We start from the raw sequence: 14,807 nt of genomic DNA on the forward strand, positions 1-14,807 counted from the left end.
TGAGAGATTTTTTATTCAAAGGGAATTCACTATGTCTTACGCTATTCACAACCAGAACCCGGTATTCAATGACAGCGCTATCGCGCAATATATGAATACCGATTTTATCGTCCTCGATATTTCATTATGCGTGGCGCTGGCGCGCGAGCAGTTTTTCGAAAAATTAAAAGACGATGATATTCCGTCGCATATTTTCATTGAAGATCAGGGTCGCCTGGCAGGCATGATTGCGGTACGCAAATTGCTGCAAACCACCGATACCGTACAGCCGGTAAAATCGCTGATGCTGTCGCAATTTCTGCAGGTCAAACCGGAAGATGAGCGGGCCGATGTCGCCGGACTGCTGGCTCACAGCGGTGCGGATGTAGTGCCTGTTGTCACCCACGGCAAGCTGGTTGGCTGCCTCACCGAGCGAGAAATGGCTCACCTGCTGGAAGACGATGTCACCGAAGATGCCCAGCGCCAGGGGGCCACGCTGCCGCTGGAAAAGCCCTATCTGGAGACCAGCGCCTTCAGCCTGTGGAAAAAACGCTCCGTCTGGCTGCTGCTGCTGTTTGTCGCGGAAGCCTACACCAGCTCGGTGATCCAGCACTTTGAAGAGGCGCTGGAGTCCGCCATTGCGCTGGCGTTTTTTATCCCTCTGCTGATTGGCACCGGCGGGAACAGCGGAACGCAGATCACCTCCACGCTGGTGCGCGCTATGGCGCTGGGTGAAGTGCATCTGCGTGATGTCGGTCGCGTACTTTGCAAAGAGATGACCACCTCACTGATGATTGCCGTCACGCTCGGTATTGCCGGGTGCATCCGCGCATGGATGATGGGGATTGGGCTGGAAATCACCCTTATCGTCAGCCTGACGCTGGTGTGCATTACGCTGTGGAGCGCCATAGTCTCGTCCGTTATTCCCATGGTACTCAAGCGCTGCGGCATTGACCCGGCCGTCGTCTCCGCGCCGTTTATCGCGACGCTTATCGACGGTACCGGGCTGATTATCTACTTCAAAATCGCCCAGTATACGCTGGGGCTGGAGTAATCTTACGAGCACCTCTTTCCTGTGATTGAGGTGCTCACTCCGCTACACATCACCCAGTTGATGCGCAATCTCGCGCAGCTGCTGGGCCAGCGCCTGGAGGTTTTTTCCCTTCTCCCCTTTCGGCCCGGTGGACTGTCGCACCACCAGACGGGCAGGTAAAATCGAGGACATGCGCAGGGCACTCTCTTCGCCGCTGTCCAGAATGCGGCGCACCGCCTCTTTGCCCTGCAGATCTAAATCCAGTGAGACCGTCGTCAGCGCCGGGTAGAAGAACGAGCTTTCGTAGGTATCATCGTAGCCAATCACCGACTTCTCGCCCGGAATGGAAATCTGCTGCTGGTGGAAGGCGCTCAGTACGCCCAGCGCCATCTGGTCGTTGGCCACCAGTACGGCGGAAAACTGCGGCGTTTCGCGCAACATCTGCAGCGCACCGGCATACCCGCTCTGCGCATCCCAGTTGCCGCGGATCACCGAAGCGGGCTCCAGCCCGTAACCCTTCAGGGTTTCGATCCAGCTTTTTAGCCTCAACTGTGCCGACACAGAGGACTCCGGCCCCGCCAGCAGGGCGATGTCGCGATGGCCCAGCTCGTAAAGGTATTTAACGCTGGCGCGGGTCCCATCCGCCGGGTTAAACGAAACGTTAAACACAGAACTGTACGGGTCGACGTCCAGGAAAAGACAGACGATATCGTCGTTGTCGGTAGCGATTTTCTGCGCCTCTTCGGCCTCCAGAGGCACGTTAATGATCACCTTGCTCACCAGCTGGGACTTCAGTTCGTTGATAGAGTCCTGAATACTTTGATTGACGTTCTCATCTATCATCGAGATCAGTACCTGGTATCCCTCCACGTTCGCATAGCGTTTTACCGCTGCCGCCACCTGAGAAGGCGCGTGCAAAGCCAGTGAAATGGTCACCAGCCCGACGGTCTGGCTCTGCTTGCCTACCAGTTGCTGGGCCAGGCGATTCGGCACATACCGCAATAACTCTATGGATTTCTCAACCTTGTGGCGCGTGGCCTCGGATACATTGGCAGATTTATTCAGTACCCTGGACACGGTCTGATAGGAGACGCCTGCATGGCGTGCGACGTCCTCTAACGTTGCGCTTTTCGACTTCATGGTCCGGTTCCTTATGTTGTTATGCGATGATTGTAACAGGGGCGCTGTAAAAAAACGCTCACCGCCCTCACTTCGCAGACATGACACCATCAAAAAGTATTACGTTCACAATGCCATAATTTGTGGCACAGCTCATCACTCGTAACAAAATTGTCTATTTTATTTGCAGTTAATCACACACTTAGGATCGTTCAATTGCCAGCCAGAAGGTTTAGGAATTTTATGACAGCGGATTTGTGAACGTATTACAAAACAATAAGAGGGTAACAATGAACACGACGATCCGCTCTGTATCCGTTGCGCTGGCTGCCGCGTTAGCGTCTCCATCGCTGTTTGCTGCGTCTTCAGTACCGATTGATTTTCATGGCTATCTTCGCTCCGGCGTGGGCGTCTCACGGGATGGTGGGATGGAGGAGTGGCAGAAGAATAAAATAGGCCGTCTGGGTAACGAAGCCGATACCTACGGCGAGCTGGAACTGGGCTCTGAGGTCTACAAAAAGAACGACGTGAGCTTTTATCTCGACAGCATGGTGAGCATGGTGTCTGACGGCTCTAACGATAACGAAACCACCTTTGGCGACGACGCTCAGTTTGGCCTGCGCCAGCTTAACCTGCAGATCAAGGGGTTGATCCCGGGCGATCCGAATGCGGTTATCTGGGGTGGGAAGCGCTATTACCAGCGTCATGATCTGCACATCATTGACACCAAATACTGGAACATCTCGGGATCCGGTGCAGGTATTGAGAACTATACGCTCGGCCCTGGCGCGGTCTCTGTGGCCTGGATCCGCGGCGATGCCAACGACGTGGACTACCGCGTTGACGGTGATAACGACGTAAACATCAACTATATCGATCTCCGCTATGCGGGCTGGAAACCGTGGGCAGGCGCGTGGACGGAAGTGGGTATTGACTATGCCATGCCAAATCCGACCAACAAACAGAAAGAGTATGGCGGGCTGTACGAGGCCGACAACGGCGTGATGGTAACCGGAGAGATCAGCCAGGACATGCTGGGCGGCTATAACAAGCTGGTGCTGCAGTATGCCAACAAAGGTCTGGCGCAGAATATGGTTTCCCAGGGAGGCGGCTGGTACGACATGTGGAACTATGTGAACGATGCCAGCGGCTACCGCGTGATTAATACCGGCTTAATTCCCATTACCGACAAGCTCTCCTTTAACCACGTCCTGACCTGGGGTTCGGCGGATGACACCACGCAGTATACCGATAAATCGCGCCTGATTTCGCTGGTGGGCCGCGCGCAGTATCAGTTCACCGAATATGTGCGTCTGATTGGTGAAGTGGGCGGGTTCTACCAGAAAGATACCTATACCGACGGTTCAAACTACAAGCAGAGCGGTGAGAAGTACACGATCGCCTTAGGTCTGGCGGACGGACCTGATTTTATGTCACGTCCCGAGCTACGGGTGTTTGCCTCCTACCTGAATGATTCCGAACATGGGAAATCCTTCGAAGACGGCACCGCCAGTAATACCTGGAACTTCGGCGTGCAGGTTGAAGCCTGGTGGTAATATTTATTTCTAAAATGCGTTAATCGTTATTGTATCTCCAACAACTGGCAGTTTATTCGCCTGTTTCGGGATAGCCATTATTTTGGCTATCCCTTTTTTTATTTATTGATCAAAATGTTCATATAATAACTGACGTAAGGCATCAGACTGCCTGCCAAATATGGCATGCACCTGCTGGCCAATAATAATTACCCCCAGTGCCCCTTCATTCTGTAACGCCTCAGAGTCAACTTTATTTAAATCTTTTACCGTCACGCGCAGGCGGGTAATACAGGCTTCGACGTGTTCGATATTATCGTCGCCGCCAAACGCGGGAATTAAACGCTGGGTAATTTGACTGTCCATAATACGCCTCATTATATGCAGATAAAAAAATGCCTGCTCGTGGAGCAGGCGTTCTGTGCCTTTTTGCCCGGACGGTGCGGTCTGATGCCCTCACCCCAGCCCTCTCCCACAGGGAGAGGGAGAAAATCAATTACGCTTTACGCCTGAGCACACGACAGTCCCAGGGCAGCAGAGCGGTATCGCCCGCAGCAGCGGCGTCTGTCATGCAGTCGGTATACCCCTGTGGCAGCGTGATGTACTGCTGCTGTGCCGTGTAGTTCTGCACAAACACCCAGGTGGTTTCGCCATCCGTGCGTGCCGTGGCAACCACGCCCGGCGGGAGTTCACCCTCGATGGCGCGCGGTAGTGCCAGCTCGTTGATAATTCCGGCGAAGAAATCGCGCTGGAACGGCAGATCGTTACGTGAAGCGACATGCCACGCCTTGCCTTTACCGACGCGGTTGACCGTTACCGCAGGGCGACCTGCGTAGAAATCATCGCGGTAGGTCGCCAGCACCTGTGCGGACTCAGCGTGGATCAGCTCGCATAAATGCCGCACCTGATACGGCCCCTGCAAACCCGCCGCGTTGCCTGCCAGCCCCTGAATCAGGTTGCGCTCCCCCTCGCCCAGGCACTCGATCTCTTCCGCCCAGATGCCCAGAAGCTTGCGCAGCGGGCCAGGGAAACCGCCCAGATGACAGAGATCGGTCTCATCCACCACGCCGGTCCAGTAGGTCGTCACCAGATGCCCGCCATTAGCCACAAAGGCTTCTGCCCGCTCGGCAAACCCTTCGCGTACCATATAAAGCATGGGGGCAACCACCAGCGCGTAGTCGCTCAGATCGCCGTCAGCGTCAATGACATCCACCGCGATGCCTTTTTCCCAGAACGGACGATAGTGCTCGTTGACGGTTTTTTCGTACTCCATTCCCATATTGCGCGGACCTTCGGCATCATCCAGCGCCCAGCGGTTTTGCTGGTCGAAGACAATCGCCACCCGGGCCTCGGTACGGCAACCTGCGACCTCCGGCAGGCGTGCCAGCATCTCGCCCAGGCGCGTCACTTCACGCCCGACGCGGGTATCCAGATGACCCACGTGGTCGATAACCGCGCCGTGGAATTTCTCCACCGACCCGCGGCTTTTACGCCACTGGAAGTACTGCACCGAATCCGCTCCGTGCGCCACCGCCTGCATCGACGAGAGAATATGCATCCCCGGCTTTTTCAGCTTGCTGGTTGGCTGCCAGTTGGTGGTGCTCGGCGTCGACTCCATCAGCACGAAGGGCTTACCGCCCTTCAGGCTACGCATCATGTCGTGATACATGGCGGTGTAGCAGGCGAGCGCCGTTTCGTCTTTCTCCTTGTGCCACATCGGATAGCTGTCCCAGGAGATAAAGTCGATCGCCTTCGCAAGCTGCCAGTAGTCGTAGTCGTAGAAATACTCCATAAAATTGGTGGTTACCGGCAGTTCCGCATTCGCTACTTTTAGCGGGGCCACTTCATGGCGGCAGAAATCGGTCACCTGTGCGGTATTGAAGCGACGCCAGTCGAGGTTGAGGCCGTGAATCGATACTTCTCCCTGCGGCGCAGGGGACTCTATCTGCGACCAGTCGGTGTAGGTGTGGCTCCAGAAGGTGCTCCACCACGCGTGGTTCAGCTCGTCCAGGGTTTTATAGCGCGCCTTCAGCCAGTCGCGAAAACGTGCCTGACACAGGTGACAGTGACATTCGCCGCCGTATTCATTAGAGATATGCCAGCCCAGCACCGCCGGATGGTGTGAATAACGCTCCGCCAGCAGGCGGTTAATGGTGAATGTCTTCTCACGGTACACTGGCGATGACATGCAGTGGTTATGTCGGCCTCCGTGCAGCGCGGGCACCCGGTTGCGCCCGACGCGCAGCACCTCAGGGTATTTTTGCGACATCCACGCCGGACGCGCGCCGCTTGGCGTAGCAAGGAAAATATGAATACCTGCCGCATACAGTTTTTCAATAATATTATCCAGCCACGCAAAATCATATTCCCCTTCACGCGGCTCCAGCTTTGCCCAGCTAAATATGCCCACCGACATCACATTACATTTTGCCTGCTGCATCATGGCAATATCTTTTTCAATAATACCGGGATAATTCTCCCATTGCTCCGGGTTATAGTCGGCGCCATGCAATAACGCCGCGACCTTTGGGCTTAAAGGCGCAAATTTATTCATATTAAAAACGTCCTGAATGAAGATAAAAATTATTTAAATACCGTTATTGATGGCAGCACTTTTCCCTGGCAATCAAATAACGCCTGATTCTCGCGGGCATTCCCCTCTTTCCATTCGTCATGAATATATTTCATGCCGGCTTTGGTCGCCCACGTGGTGCCCGGTACGGCAATCCAGGTCGGCTCCCAATAAAAAATGCCTTTGCCACGGTGGTCCGGAACATCAATAACGGACTGCATTAAATCGTGAATATAATCGTACTGGCCCTGAACGGTACCCGGATAGCCGCCGTCTTTTTCTTCTTTCGCCTGGAAGCTGTTCTCAGCGTTATCGCAGTTGTCCAGCGTATAGCCGTATGCCGCTTCCACCACAATCACGTCTTTGTTATAGCGCTTGCTGATGTCATCCATATTGGCCTTCAGCGCGCTAATCGGGCCGTTCCAGTAGGTGTACATTGACAGGCCGATGATATCGAATGGCACGCCACGCTTCGCGATTTCGTCAAACCACCAGCGGAAGGTGTCATTTTTAGTCCCTTCGGCCAGGTGCAGCATGATTTTCACCTGCTCGCCGCCGGTCAGATTCTCTTTTAGCCCGCTAATGGCGGCGTTGAGCAGTCCGGCCAGACGGTCAAACTCGCCGCCGCCCTGCCCCCAGCTTTTGCCTTCCGGCCACAGCATGCCGCCGTTGATTTCGTTACCGATTTGCACCATGTCCGGCAGTACGCCCTCTTGCTTAAAGCGGGCGATGGTGTCGCGGGTGTAGTCATGGATCGCCGTTTTAAGCTGCGGGTAGTCCATCTTCTCCCAGGCTTTCGGCTTGAACTGTTTGCCCGGATCGGTCCAGAAATCGCTGTAGTGGAAATCGAGCAGCAGCTTCAGGCCCTGCGCCTTCACGCGCTTCGCCAGCGCAATCGTGTTTTCCAGGTTGTTACTGCCGCCGCCATAGGTCTTGCCGCTCGCATCCTGTGGATCAACCCACAGGCGCAGGCGTACATAGTTCACGCCGTTGGCCTTCAGGATCGCAATCGCATCCTGCTGCTGGCCGTTCTGGTTATAGAATTTCGCGCCGTGTTGTTCGGCTTCCAGTAGGGTCGAAATATCCGCCCCCTTAATAAAATCTGCAGGCATGGCGTTAAACGGACGCGTTTTCACCGCGTCGGCAGCAAAAGCACTCGCGGCAAGGCCACATGAGAGGCAAACGGCGAGCAAAGCGGGTTTGAGTCTTTTCATGGTTATCCTTTGGTACTCCCGGAGGTCAGGCCGGAGACGAAGTATTTTTGTAACGCCAGGTAGAGGATCGCCACCGGCACCGCAATCAGGACCGCGCCTGCCGCGTAGGTGGTGTAGCTGGCCCCCATTTTTTGTGCCACCAGGTTATAAAGCCCGATGGGTAAGGTGTATTTGTCCGGGGTGCGCAAAATGGTGCTGGAGAGGATGAAATCCCCCAGCGGCCCGGTGAAGGAGAACAGCGCCACCACCGCCACAATCGGCTTCGAAAGCGGCATGATAATTTCGATGAAAATCCGGAAATTACTGGCCCCGTCCATGCGCGCGGATTCATCCAGATCTTTCGGGATGGCATCGAGGTAGCCTTTCATCAGGTAAGTGTTCATCGGGATCATGCCGCCCACGTAGATCAGCACCAGCGCCAGATGGCTATTGATAAGGCCCAGCAACTGCGACAGCACGAAGATGGCAATCAGCGCCGAGAACTGGGGGATCATCTGCAGCAGCAGGAACAGCATCAGACCGTTCTGGCGCCCCTTAAAGCGAAAGCGCGAAAACGCGTAGGCGGTAAAGCTGACGCTGATTAAGGTCAGTACCATGGTCAGGAAGCTGATTTTCATTGAATTCCAGTACCAGGTCATGTAGTTCACCTGGCCGTTGAACAGGTCGGCATAGTGCTGCACCGAGAAGTTCTCTGGAATAATCGACGAGCTCAGCAGGCTATTACCCGCGTTAAACGACGCACCGACCGTCCACACCAGCGGGTAAATGATGATTATCGAGACCAGCACGATAACCAGCCAGGAGAGCGAGAGGTGAACCCACTTCTCACGTTTAATACTTTGTGATTGAGCCATCGTTACGTTCCTTACGCCATGTCGTCATTTTTGAACGATTTCGTGGCGCGGAACTGCCACAGCGCCAGCCCGACGACAAAGATCGACAGCAGGATAGTGATGGTCGCCGCAATCGCATATTGCGAAGAGGACATCGTCAGTTTGTAGATCCACGACACCAGGATATCCGTCCCACCCGCATTCGACCCTACCACCGCCGGTCCGCCGTTATTAAACAGGTAGATGATGTTGAAATTATTGAAGTTGAAGGTGTATTGAGTGATCAGAATCGGCGCAATCGAGTAAAGCACCAGCGGCAGCGTGATGGTACGCAACTTAGTCGCGCTACTGGCACCGTCCATGGTCGCCGCTTCGTACAGATCGTCCGGAATGGCCTGCAGCACGCCGGTGGTCATGGCGAAAACAAACGGGAAGCCGAGCCAGGTCTGCATCATAATCAGCGCCGTTTTGGTCCAGAACGGATCGGTCATCCACGCTTTTGGCGCGATGCCGAAGAAGGCCAGAATGACGTTGTTGATCACCCCAAAGGAGTCGTTAAACATTCCGGCAAACACCAGGATGGTGACAAAGCCCGGCACCGCCCAGGGCAGAATGAAGATGGTGCGGATCAGCGGTTTAAAGCGCAGATCTTTCTGGTTTACCAGAATGGCCAGCAGCACGCCTACCGAACATTGCAGCGTGGTAGCGAGCAGGGTCCAGACCACCGTCCACTGCAGCACGTCGAAGAAGGTCGAACGCCAGATGGAGAGCGTGAAGATATTGATGAAGTTCTTAAACCCAACCCAGTCCACCAGCTTAGCCGGCGGCGTGTGGTAGAGGTTGTAGTTGGTAAAGGCAATGGCAAAGCCGAACAGGATCGGGAAAACCACTACAAACACCAGCAGGATAAAGCCGGGCGTGATCATCAGATACGGGAAGCCGTCGCTCAGCAGCATCTGGTACTGCTTGCGCACGCTGTTAAGCGCAAGTCCCGCATCGCGTTTTCTGCCATTCACCCACGCATCACGCATCGACAGGTACCAGACCATCACGCCAAACGCGGCGATCAGCACGCTGATGATCCCCTCAGCCAGCAGGAAGATAGAGTTGTCCCGCGGCACCTCCTCGCCCAGCGTCACCAGCCCCCACAGCCCTTCGCGCAGAAAATCGGCAAATACGCCGAGAAAACTGACCAGCAGTACCAGGAAGATGATCCCTTTCAGCCACTGACGATGGTAGAACTGGCCGAAGCCGGGGATGAACGCCAGCAGCAGGCCGGTCCAGGCATGGCGCCCGGCCCCGTGCGGTCTGGCAAAATTTTCCGGGATGATACTCACAGACAACTCCTTTCAAAAAAACGGGAGAGAGTCCTCCCGTTTTGCGACGGCAGAAAATTACTGGTTGCTGGCCTGCATGGCTTCGATTTGCATCTGGACCTGTTTTTCTGCGCTATCCAGCGCGGCTTTAGGATCCTGTTTGCCGGTCAGGCTCAACTCCAGCGCGGCGTTGGCTGGCCCCCAGACTTCACCCATTTCAGGGATGCCCGGCATGGCAGTTGCGCGCGCCGACTGTACCGCGACGGCACTCGCTTTTTCGTCGTTTTTGATAATCGGATCGTCGATCATCGCGGTAAGCGGCGGGATTTCACGCGTGGCGATGTAGCGCGTTTTCACATACTGCGGCTGGTTGATGAATTCGATAAATTTCTGCGCCAGGGCTTTGTCTTTGCTCCACGTGGAGACAACGTAGCCTTTCACGCCAAGGAAAGAACTCATAGGCTTGCCGTCGGGCAGCGTTGGCAGCGGCGCAACGCCGTAGTTGATCCCTGCCGCTTCATACGGCTGGAATGCCCACGGCCCATTGATCACGGCTGCCGCTTTCTTCTCGGTGAACAGGGAGTCAATGGCGTTCAGACCGTTGTCACCGACTATCCCGGCCGGGAAGATCCCGTCGGCGTAGAATTTTTTAAGGTACGTCACGGCCTCTACCGCGCCCGGCTTGTTCAGGCCAACGTCGCTGGCGTTATAGCCGCCCTTGTCGTTATGACCGAAGATGTAGCCGCCCATCGGAGAAATTGCCCCCCAGCTGTAGTAAATCTGGTCGAACTTGGCGAGCAGGCCGTACTGGTTTTTCGCGCGCTGCTGTTTCGAAAAGTCATACCAGTCCTGCAGCGAATTGAGGGGCTTGTCGATAAGGTCTTTGTTGTAGATCAGCACCAGCGTCTCGACCGCTTTCGGTACGCCGTAGAGGGCATTATCCATTTTGAAGGCATTGATTGAGGCCGGGGTGTACTGTTCGGTCTGCTTAGCCTCCAGATTCAGGGGGGTCAGCAACCCTTGCACTACGGCGCCGCCCAGCTGATCGTTAGGGATCACCAGCACGTCCGGGCCAATGCCCGCCGGGCCATCCAGACGCAGTTTTTCCAGCTGCTGGGCGTAAGGGGTTTCCTGGACGTTGACCTTAACGTCGTACTGTTTTTCAAAGTCAGCCACCGCCTCTTTTATACCGGATGACTTCTTGATGTCTTCCCAGACGTTAAGCTGCGTGGTGGCATGTACCTGCACCGAGAGCGTAGAGAGGATCAGAGCGGCAAGTAGGTTCTTTTTCATTACAAACCTCATGTGAAGGTATAACAATTTTATGGTTGTTATGACATTTAACGCCTTATCTGCCTCATCTAAAATTCAGCAAAACCAGATGCTGCAAGTATGACGTCAAATATCTTTGGTTTGGTATACGCTACCCTTCACATCATGATAACTCTACAAAAAACTGTAAGTTGTGTGATCGTCATAACATTAATGGAAAATCTGTATAGGGCGCATGAATACTGGAAGTTATAGTCAATACAGACAAATTGCACCGTCCAGCTATGTTGAACCTGATTGTTATACGTAAAACATAGACAGCGGTTTACTCGGGGAACACTGATGTCAAACATACAGTTAAGGAATGTCACCAAGCGCTTTGGCGACACCGTTACCTTGCACAACGTGAATCTTGAAATTGAAGACGGGGAATTCGCCGTCTTTGTTGGCCCTTCCGGCTGTGGTAAATCGACCATGCTGCGCATGATTGCCGGTCTGGAGGAGATTAGCGAAGGTGAAGTCTTAATCGGTAATGAGGTCATGAATGACGTCGCGCCTTCCCACCGCGGCGTGGCCATGGTGTTTCAGTCCTACGCGCTCTATCCGCACATGACGGTCGCCGAAAACATGGGCTACGGGCTGAAAGTGAATAAGGTCCCAAAAGAACAGATCCGTCACCAGGTGGAGATGGTAGCAAAAACGCTGCAGCTCTCCCATCTGCTGGACCGCAAACCTAAACAGCTTTCGGGCGGGCAGCGCCAGCGCGTGGCAATAGGCCGCGCCATCGTGCGTAACCCGCGCGTCTTTATGTTTGATGAACCGCTCTCTAACCTGGACGCCGAGCTGCGCGTCGAGATGCGTCTGCACCTTGCCCGCCTGCATCAGGAGCTGAAAACCACCATGGTGTATGTCACGCACGACCAGATCGAAGCGATGACCCTGGCCGACAAGATCGTGGTCATGAACTATGGCAAGGTTGAGCAGATGGGCGCCCCGATGGATCTCTATTACAAACCGGCAAATAAGTTTGTCGCCGGGTTTATCGGTTCTCCGAAGATGAACTTTCTGCCGGCGACCGTTGAAGCCTGGCAGCCAGGTAAGCTTACCGTCAGGCTATCGCAACAGAAGTCGCTCACGCTCGCGATAACCACCACACCGCTGCAGCCGGGAAGTCAGGTCACGCTGGGCATCCGCCCGGAACATTTAACCACCGACCTTCACCGCGGCACGCGGCTGGAATTTAACTGTGAAGTAGTGGAGCGACTGGGAAACAATACTTACCTGTTTGGGCAATGCTATGGCCATGACAACGTAAAGATCTTGCTGCCGGGCGACGTAAAGTTCGCGCCCTGGCAGAAGATAGACGTGGCGTTTGACGACCATCACTGCATGGTTTTTGACGACCAGGATGTACGGGTGAGCGCTGATATCGAAGATGCGGTGCGTTCGGTGGCTTAACGCGCGCCACCGTCAGCCAGCGCTCTCACCGCCCGCCCAAACGCCTCAATCGCCAGCGCAACATCCTCAGCCATCACCGACTCCGCCGGGTGGTGGCTGATGCCCCCCTTGCAGCGCACAAACAACATCCCCACCGGCCAGCGTTCTGCCAGCGCAATGGTGTCGTGCCCGGCACCGCTCGGCAGCGATAGCGTGCGGCCCTGAACCGATGTCACAGCCTCCCCTAACAGCGATTGCAGTCTGGCATCGCAGGGCGTGGCGGCGATCCGGTAAAACTCCTCGGCGCTGAAACTGAGCCCACGTCGGGCTGCGATCTCTTCCGCCTGAATGAGCAGTTCAGTGAGCAGTGCGTCCAGCGGGGCATCCTGCGGGCCGCGAATATCCAGCGATAGCGCCACCTCGCCGGGAATCACATTGACCGCGCCGGGCAGGCAGCGTAACGCCCCCACCGTGGCAACCAGATTGCCGCCGCGCTGTCGGGTGGTGTTTTCAACCTGCACCATCCATTCGGCAGCTGCGGCCAGGGCATCTTTGCGGTGAGCCATCGGCACGGTACCGGCATGCCCGGCTTCGCCGGTAAAGAGACAGTTCAGACGCCGCGCACCGTTAATGGCTTCTACTACCCCCAGCGCCAGCCCCTCCTGCTCCAGGCACGGCCCTTGTTCAATATGCAGCTCCAGACAGGCGCTGAAATCGTCCTGATGCCGCGCGGCAAGCGCTACCCGTGCGGGATCCAGCCCCGCCTGCACCATCGCCTGCGCCACGCTTATGCCACTGGCATCACAGGTATCAAGCCAATTCTCCGGCCAGGTGCCCGTCAGGCCGCGACTGCCTAACAGCGTGATGCCGAAGCGGGTCCCCTCTTCGTCGCAGAAGCCAACAATCTCGATGGCCTGCGCCAGGCGCACGCCCTGCTGATGCAGGCTGTCCACCACCTCAATGGCGGTGAGCACGCCGAGCATGCCGTCGTAGCGCCCGGCATTGCGCACGGTATCCAGATGCGAGCCAAGCAGTATCGCCGGTGCGCCCTCCAGCTGCGCCTCATAGCGCCCGCAAATATTCCCGACGCTATCCTGCCAGACGGTCATGCCCGCCTGGCTCATCCACTGCCCGACCAGCTGGTTGGCCTGCAGATGCTGCGTGGAAAGATAAACCCGCGTCAGGCCGTCCGGGGTTTCGCTGATGGCGGCCAGCGCATCGGCACGGGCCATCACCCGCTCTGCCGCCGGGCTCATTGTGACGTCTCGCGGCGATAATGATCCCACGCGGCCTGCATCGCCGCCCCCTGGGGGGTGGTAAATTTAAGGTAGTTCAGCACCGACTCCAGCGCGCTCAGGGTGGTCATTACGCAGTCTTTACGGGCGTTATAACCCATGGTGCCAATGCGCCATACCTTGCCGTGCAGCGGGCCAAACGAGGTGCCAATTTCGATACCGAAATCTTCCAGCATCAGCTTACGCACCTGATCGCCGTTAACGCCCTGCGGGATCACCACGCCCAGCACGTTGTTCATCTTGTGCTTCAGATCGCCAAAGGTCTCCAGCCCCATCGCCTGAATGCCTTTCAGCAGCGCATCGCCGTGCAGCTTGTGCCGGGCGATGCCGTTGTCCAGCCCTTCCTGGAGGATCAGCCGCGCGCATTCGCGGGCGCCAAACAGCGCGGTGGTGGCTTCAGTGTGATGGTTCAGCCGCTCCGGCCCCCAGTAATCCATCACCATGCCGAGATCGAAATAGTTGGAGTAGATCATCTCCTCGTCGCCGTCGCGATGGGCGTCGGTGCGGATCCCCTCCTCGACGCATTTGCGGCGGCGGATCGCCTCTTCCATGCGTGGGCTCAGGGTGATCGGTGACGTGCCGGACGGACCGCCAAGGCATTTCTGCATGCCAGCGGAGACAGCATCCAGCCCCCAGGCATCGGTTTCCAGCGCGTTCCCCCCCAGCGACGCGGTGGCGTCGGTGTAAAACAGCACGTCATAACGGCGGCAAATCGCGCCGAGCTCGGCCAGCGGCTGCAGCATGGTGGTGGAGGTATCCCCCTGCACGGTCAGCAGCAGACGGGGACGAATACGTTTGATGGCATCCTCCACCTGATCCGGGGTAAACACCTCGCCCCACGGCACCTCGATGGTATGCACTTCCGCCCGGCAGCGGCGGGCGATTTCGCACAGCAGATGGCCGAAGCGGCCAAACACTGGCACCAGCACTTTATCGCCCGGGCGAATGGCCGACACCAGAATCGCCTCAATGCCCGCGCGGGAGGTGCCGTCCACCAGCATCGTCCAGCGGTTTTCGGTGCGGAACACCCCGCGATAGAGCGCCATTACTTCGTTCATGTAGTGGGTCATCGCCGGGTCGTACTGACCAATCAGCTGGCTCGACATGGCGCGCAGCACGCGCGGATCGGCGTTGATCGGCCCCGGCCCCATCAGCAGACGCTGCGGCGGATTAAGTTGCGGAAATTGAGCGATATCCATTGT

General features: G+C 56.2%; 12 protein-coding genes. 3 read left to right on the top strand and 9 right to left on the bottom strand.

Features of this window, described 5'->3' with window-relative positions; all coding sequences use genetic code 11:
- The first annotated feature begins 31 nt into the window (after positions 1–31).
- Positions 32–1,033: a magnesium transporter gene (locus tag ACOTX3_RS00630; RefSeq protein ID WP_040021574.1), complete on the top strand. Its 1,002-nt coding sequence runs from the start codon at positions 32–34 to the stop codon at positions 1,031–1,033.
- Between the two features lie 42 nt (positions 1,034–1,075).
- On the opposite strand, the gene ACOTX3_RS00635 is transcribed toward ACOTX3_RS00630, so the two are convergent.
- The gene (locus ACOTX3_RS00635) at positions 1,076–2,152 is read right to left on the bottom strand and encodes a LacI family DNA-binding transcriptional regulator (protein WP_038419069.1); all 1,077 of its coding nucleotides are present in this window, start codon (positions 2,150–2,152) and stop codon (positions 1,076–1,078) included.
- 269 nt (positions 2,153–2,421) lie between these two features.
- Here ACOTX3_RS00635 and ACOTX3_RS00640 point away from each other — a divergent pair, with 269 nt between their 5' ends.
- Entirely contained in the window at positions 2,422–3,687 is a 1,266-nt protein-coding gene (locus ACOTX3_RS00640; RefSeq protein ID WP_013097211.1) for a maltoporin, read from the top strand.
- A gap of 102 nt (positions 3,688–3,789) precedes the next feature.
- On the opposite strand, the gene ACOTX3_RS00645 is transcribed toward ACOTX3_RS00640, so the two are convergent.
- The 6 genes from ACOTX3_RS00645 to ACOTX3_RS00670 all read right to left on the bottom strand — a co-directional run bounded on the left by ACOTX3_RS00645 (position 3,790) and on the right by ACOTX3_RS00670 (position 10,894).
- On the bottom strand, positions 3,790–4,032 hold the full coding sequence (locus ACOTX3_RS00645) for a PTS transporter subunit EIIB (protein WP_072205076.1): 243 nt from the start codon (positions 4,030–4,032) through the stop codon (positions 3,790–3,792).
- Between the two features lie 130 nt (positions 4,033–4,162).
- Entirely contained in the window at positions 4,163–6,220 is a 2,058-nt protein-coding gene (locus ACOTX3_RS00650) for a beta-galactosidase (protein ID WP_047351985.1), read from the bottom strand.
- Between the two features lie 29 nt (positions 6,221–6,249).
- Complete coding sequence (locus ACOTX3_RS00655) at positions 6,250–7,452, bottom strand: glycoside hydrolase family 53 protein (protein WP_029883251.1); 1,203 nt, start codon at positions 7,450–7,452, stop codon at positions 6,250–6,252.
- 2 nt (positions 7,453–7,454) lie between these two features.
- Positions 7,455–8,306: a sugar ABC transporter permease gene (locus ACOTX3_RS00660; RefSeq protein WP_058678384.1), complete on the bottom strand. Its 852-nt coding sequence runs from the start codon at positions 8,304–8,306 to the stop codon at positions 7,455–7,457.
- 11 nt (positions 8,307–8,317) lie between these two features.
- Complete coding sequence (locus tag ACOTX3_RS00665; RefSeq protein ID WP_058678385.1) at positions 8,318–9,622, bottom strand: carbohydrate ABC transporter permease; 1,305 nt, start codon at positions 9,620–9,622, stop codon at positions 8,318–8,320.
- A 57-nt stretch (positions 9,623–9,679) separates the two neighbouring features.
- Positions 9,680–10,894, bottom strand: coding sequence for an extracellular solute-binding protein (locus ACOTX3_RS00670; RefSeq protein ID WP_013097217.1), 1,215 nt, complete (start codon positions 10,892–10,894; stop codon positions 9,680–9,682).
- Between the two features lie 321 nt (positions 10,895–11,215).
- Between ACOTX3_RS00670 and ACOTX3_RS00675 the strand changes: the two genes are divergently transcribed.
- Complete coding sequence (locus tag ACOTX3_RS00675) at positions 11,216–12,331, top strand: ABC transporter ATP-binding protein (RefSeq protein WP_029883249.1); 1,116 nt, start codon at positions 11,216–11,218, stop codon at positions 12,329–12,331.
- Here ACOTX3_RS00675 and hpxK read toward each other — a convergent pair.
- Together hpxK and ACOTX3_RS00685 are read right to left on the bottom strand one after the other, a co-directional pair.
- Complete coding sequence (hpxK, locus tag ACOTX3_RS00680) at positions 12,328–13,566, bottom strand: allantoate amidohydrolase (RefSeq protein WP_058678386.1); 1,239 nt, start codon at positions 13,564–13,566, stop codon at positions 12,328–12,330. The genes ACOTX3_RS00675 and hpxK overlap by 4 nt on opposite strands.
- Positions 13,563–14,804, bottom strand: a complete 1,242-nt coding sequence (locus ACOTX3_RS00685) for a pyridoxal-phosphate-dependent aminotransferase family protein (RefSeq protein ID WP_038419062.1) — start codon at positions 14,802–14,804, stop codon at positions 13,563–13,565. The genes hpxK and ACOTX3_RS00685 overlap by 4 nt, the downstream gene beginning before the upstream one ends.
- Positions 14,805–14,807 lie beyond the last annotated feature (3 nt).

Origin of the sequence: Enterobacter cloacae complex sp. IR5384, assembly GCF_049237265.1 — a bacterium.
GTDB lineage: Bacteria > Pseudomonadota > Gammaproteobacteria > Enterobacterales > Enterobacteriaceae > Enterobacter > Enterobacter cloacae.

What these genes read in the sequence shown, in the direction of transcription:
- ACOTX3_RS00650 (WP_047351985.1), bottom strand. Translation starts at nt 6,220, where the DNA reads ATGAATAAATTTGCGCCTTTAAGCCCAAAGGTCGCGGCGTTATTGCAT.
- ACOTX3_RS00640 (WP_013097211.1), top strand. Translation starts at nt 2,422, where the DNA reads ATGAACACGACGATCCGCTCTGTATCCGTTGCGCTGGCTGCCGCGTTA.
- ACOTX3_RS00685 (WP_038419062.1), bottom strand. Translation starts at nt 14,804, where the DNA reads ATGGATATCGCTCAATTTCCGCAACTTAATCCGCCGCAGCGTCTGCTG.
- ACOTX3_RS00660 (WP_058678384.1), bottom strand. Translation starts at nt 8,306, where the DNA reads ATGGCTCAATCACAAAGTATTAAACGTGAGAAGTGGGTTCACCTCTCG.
- ACOTX3_RS00670 (WP_013097217.1), bottom strand. Translation starts at nt 10,894, where the DNA reads ATGAAAAAGAACCTACTTGCCGCTCTGATCCTCTCTACGCTCTCGGTG.
- ACOTX3_RS00655 (WP_029883251.1), bottom strand. Translation starts at nt 7,452, where the DNA reads ATGAAAAGACTCAAACCCGCTTTGCTCGCCGTTTGCCTCTCATGTGGC.
- ACOTX3_RS00630 (WP_040021574.1), top strand. Translation starts at nt 32, where the DNA reads ATGTCTTACGCTATTCACAACCAGAACCCGGTATTCAATGACAGCGCT.
- hpxK (WP_058678386.1), bottom strand. Translation starts at nt 13,566, where the DNA reads ATGAGCCCGGCGGCAGAGCGGGTGATGGCCCGTGCCGATGCGCTGGCC.
- ACOTX3_RS00645 (WP_072205076.1), bottom strand. Translation starts at nt 4,032, where the DNA reads ATGGACAGTCAAATTACCCAGCGTTTAATTCCCGCGTTTGGCGGCGAC.
- ACOTX3_RS00675 (WP_029883249.1), top strand. Translation starts at nt 11,216, where the DNA reads ATGTCAAACATACAGTTAAGGAATGTCACCAAGCGCTTTGGCGACACC.
- ACOTX3_RS00635 (WP_038419069.1), bottom strand. Translation starts at nt 2,152, where the DNA reads ATGAAGTCGAAAAGCGCAACGTTAGAGGACGTCGCACGCCATGCAGGC.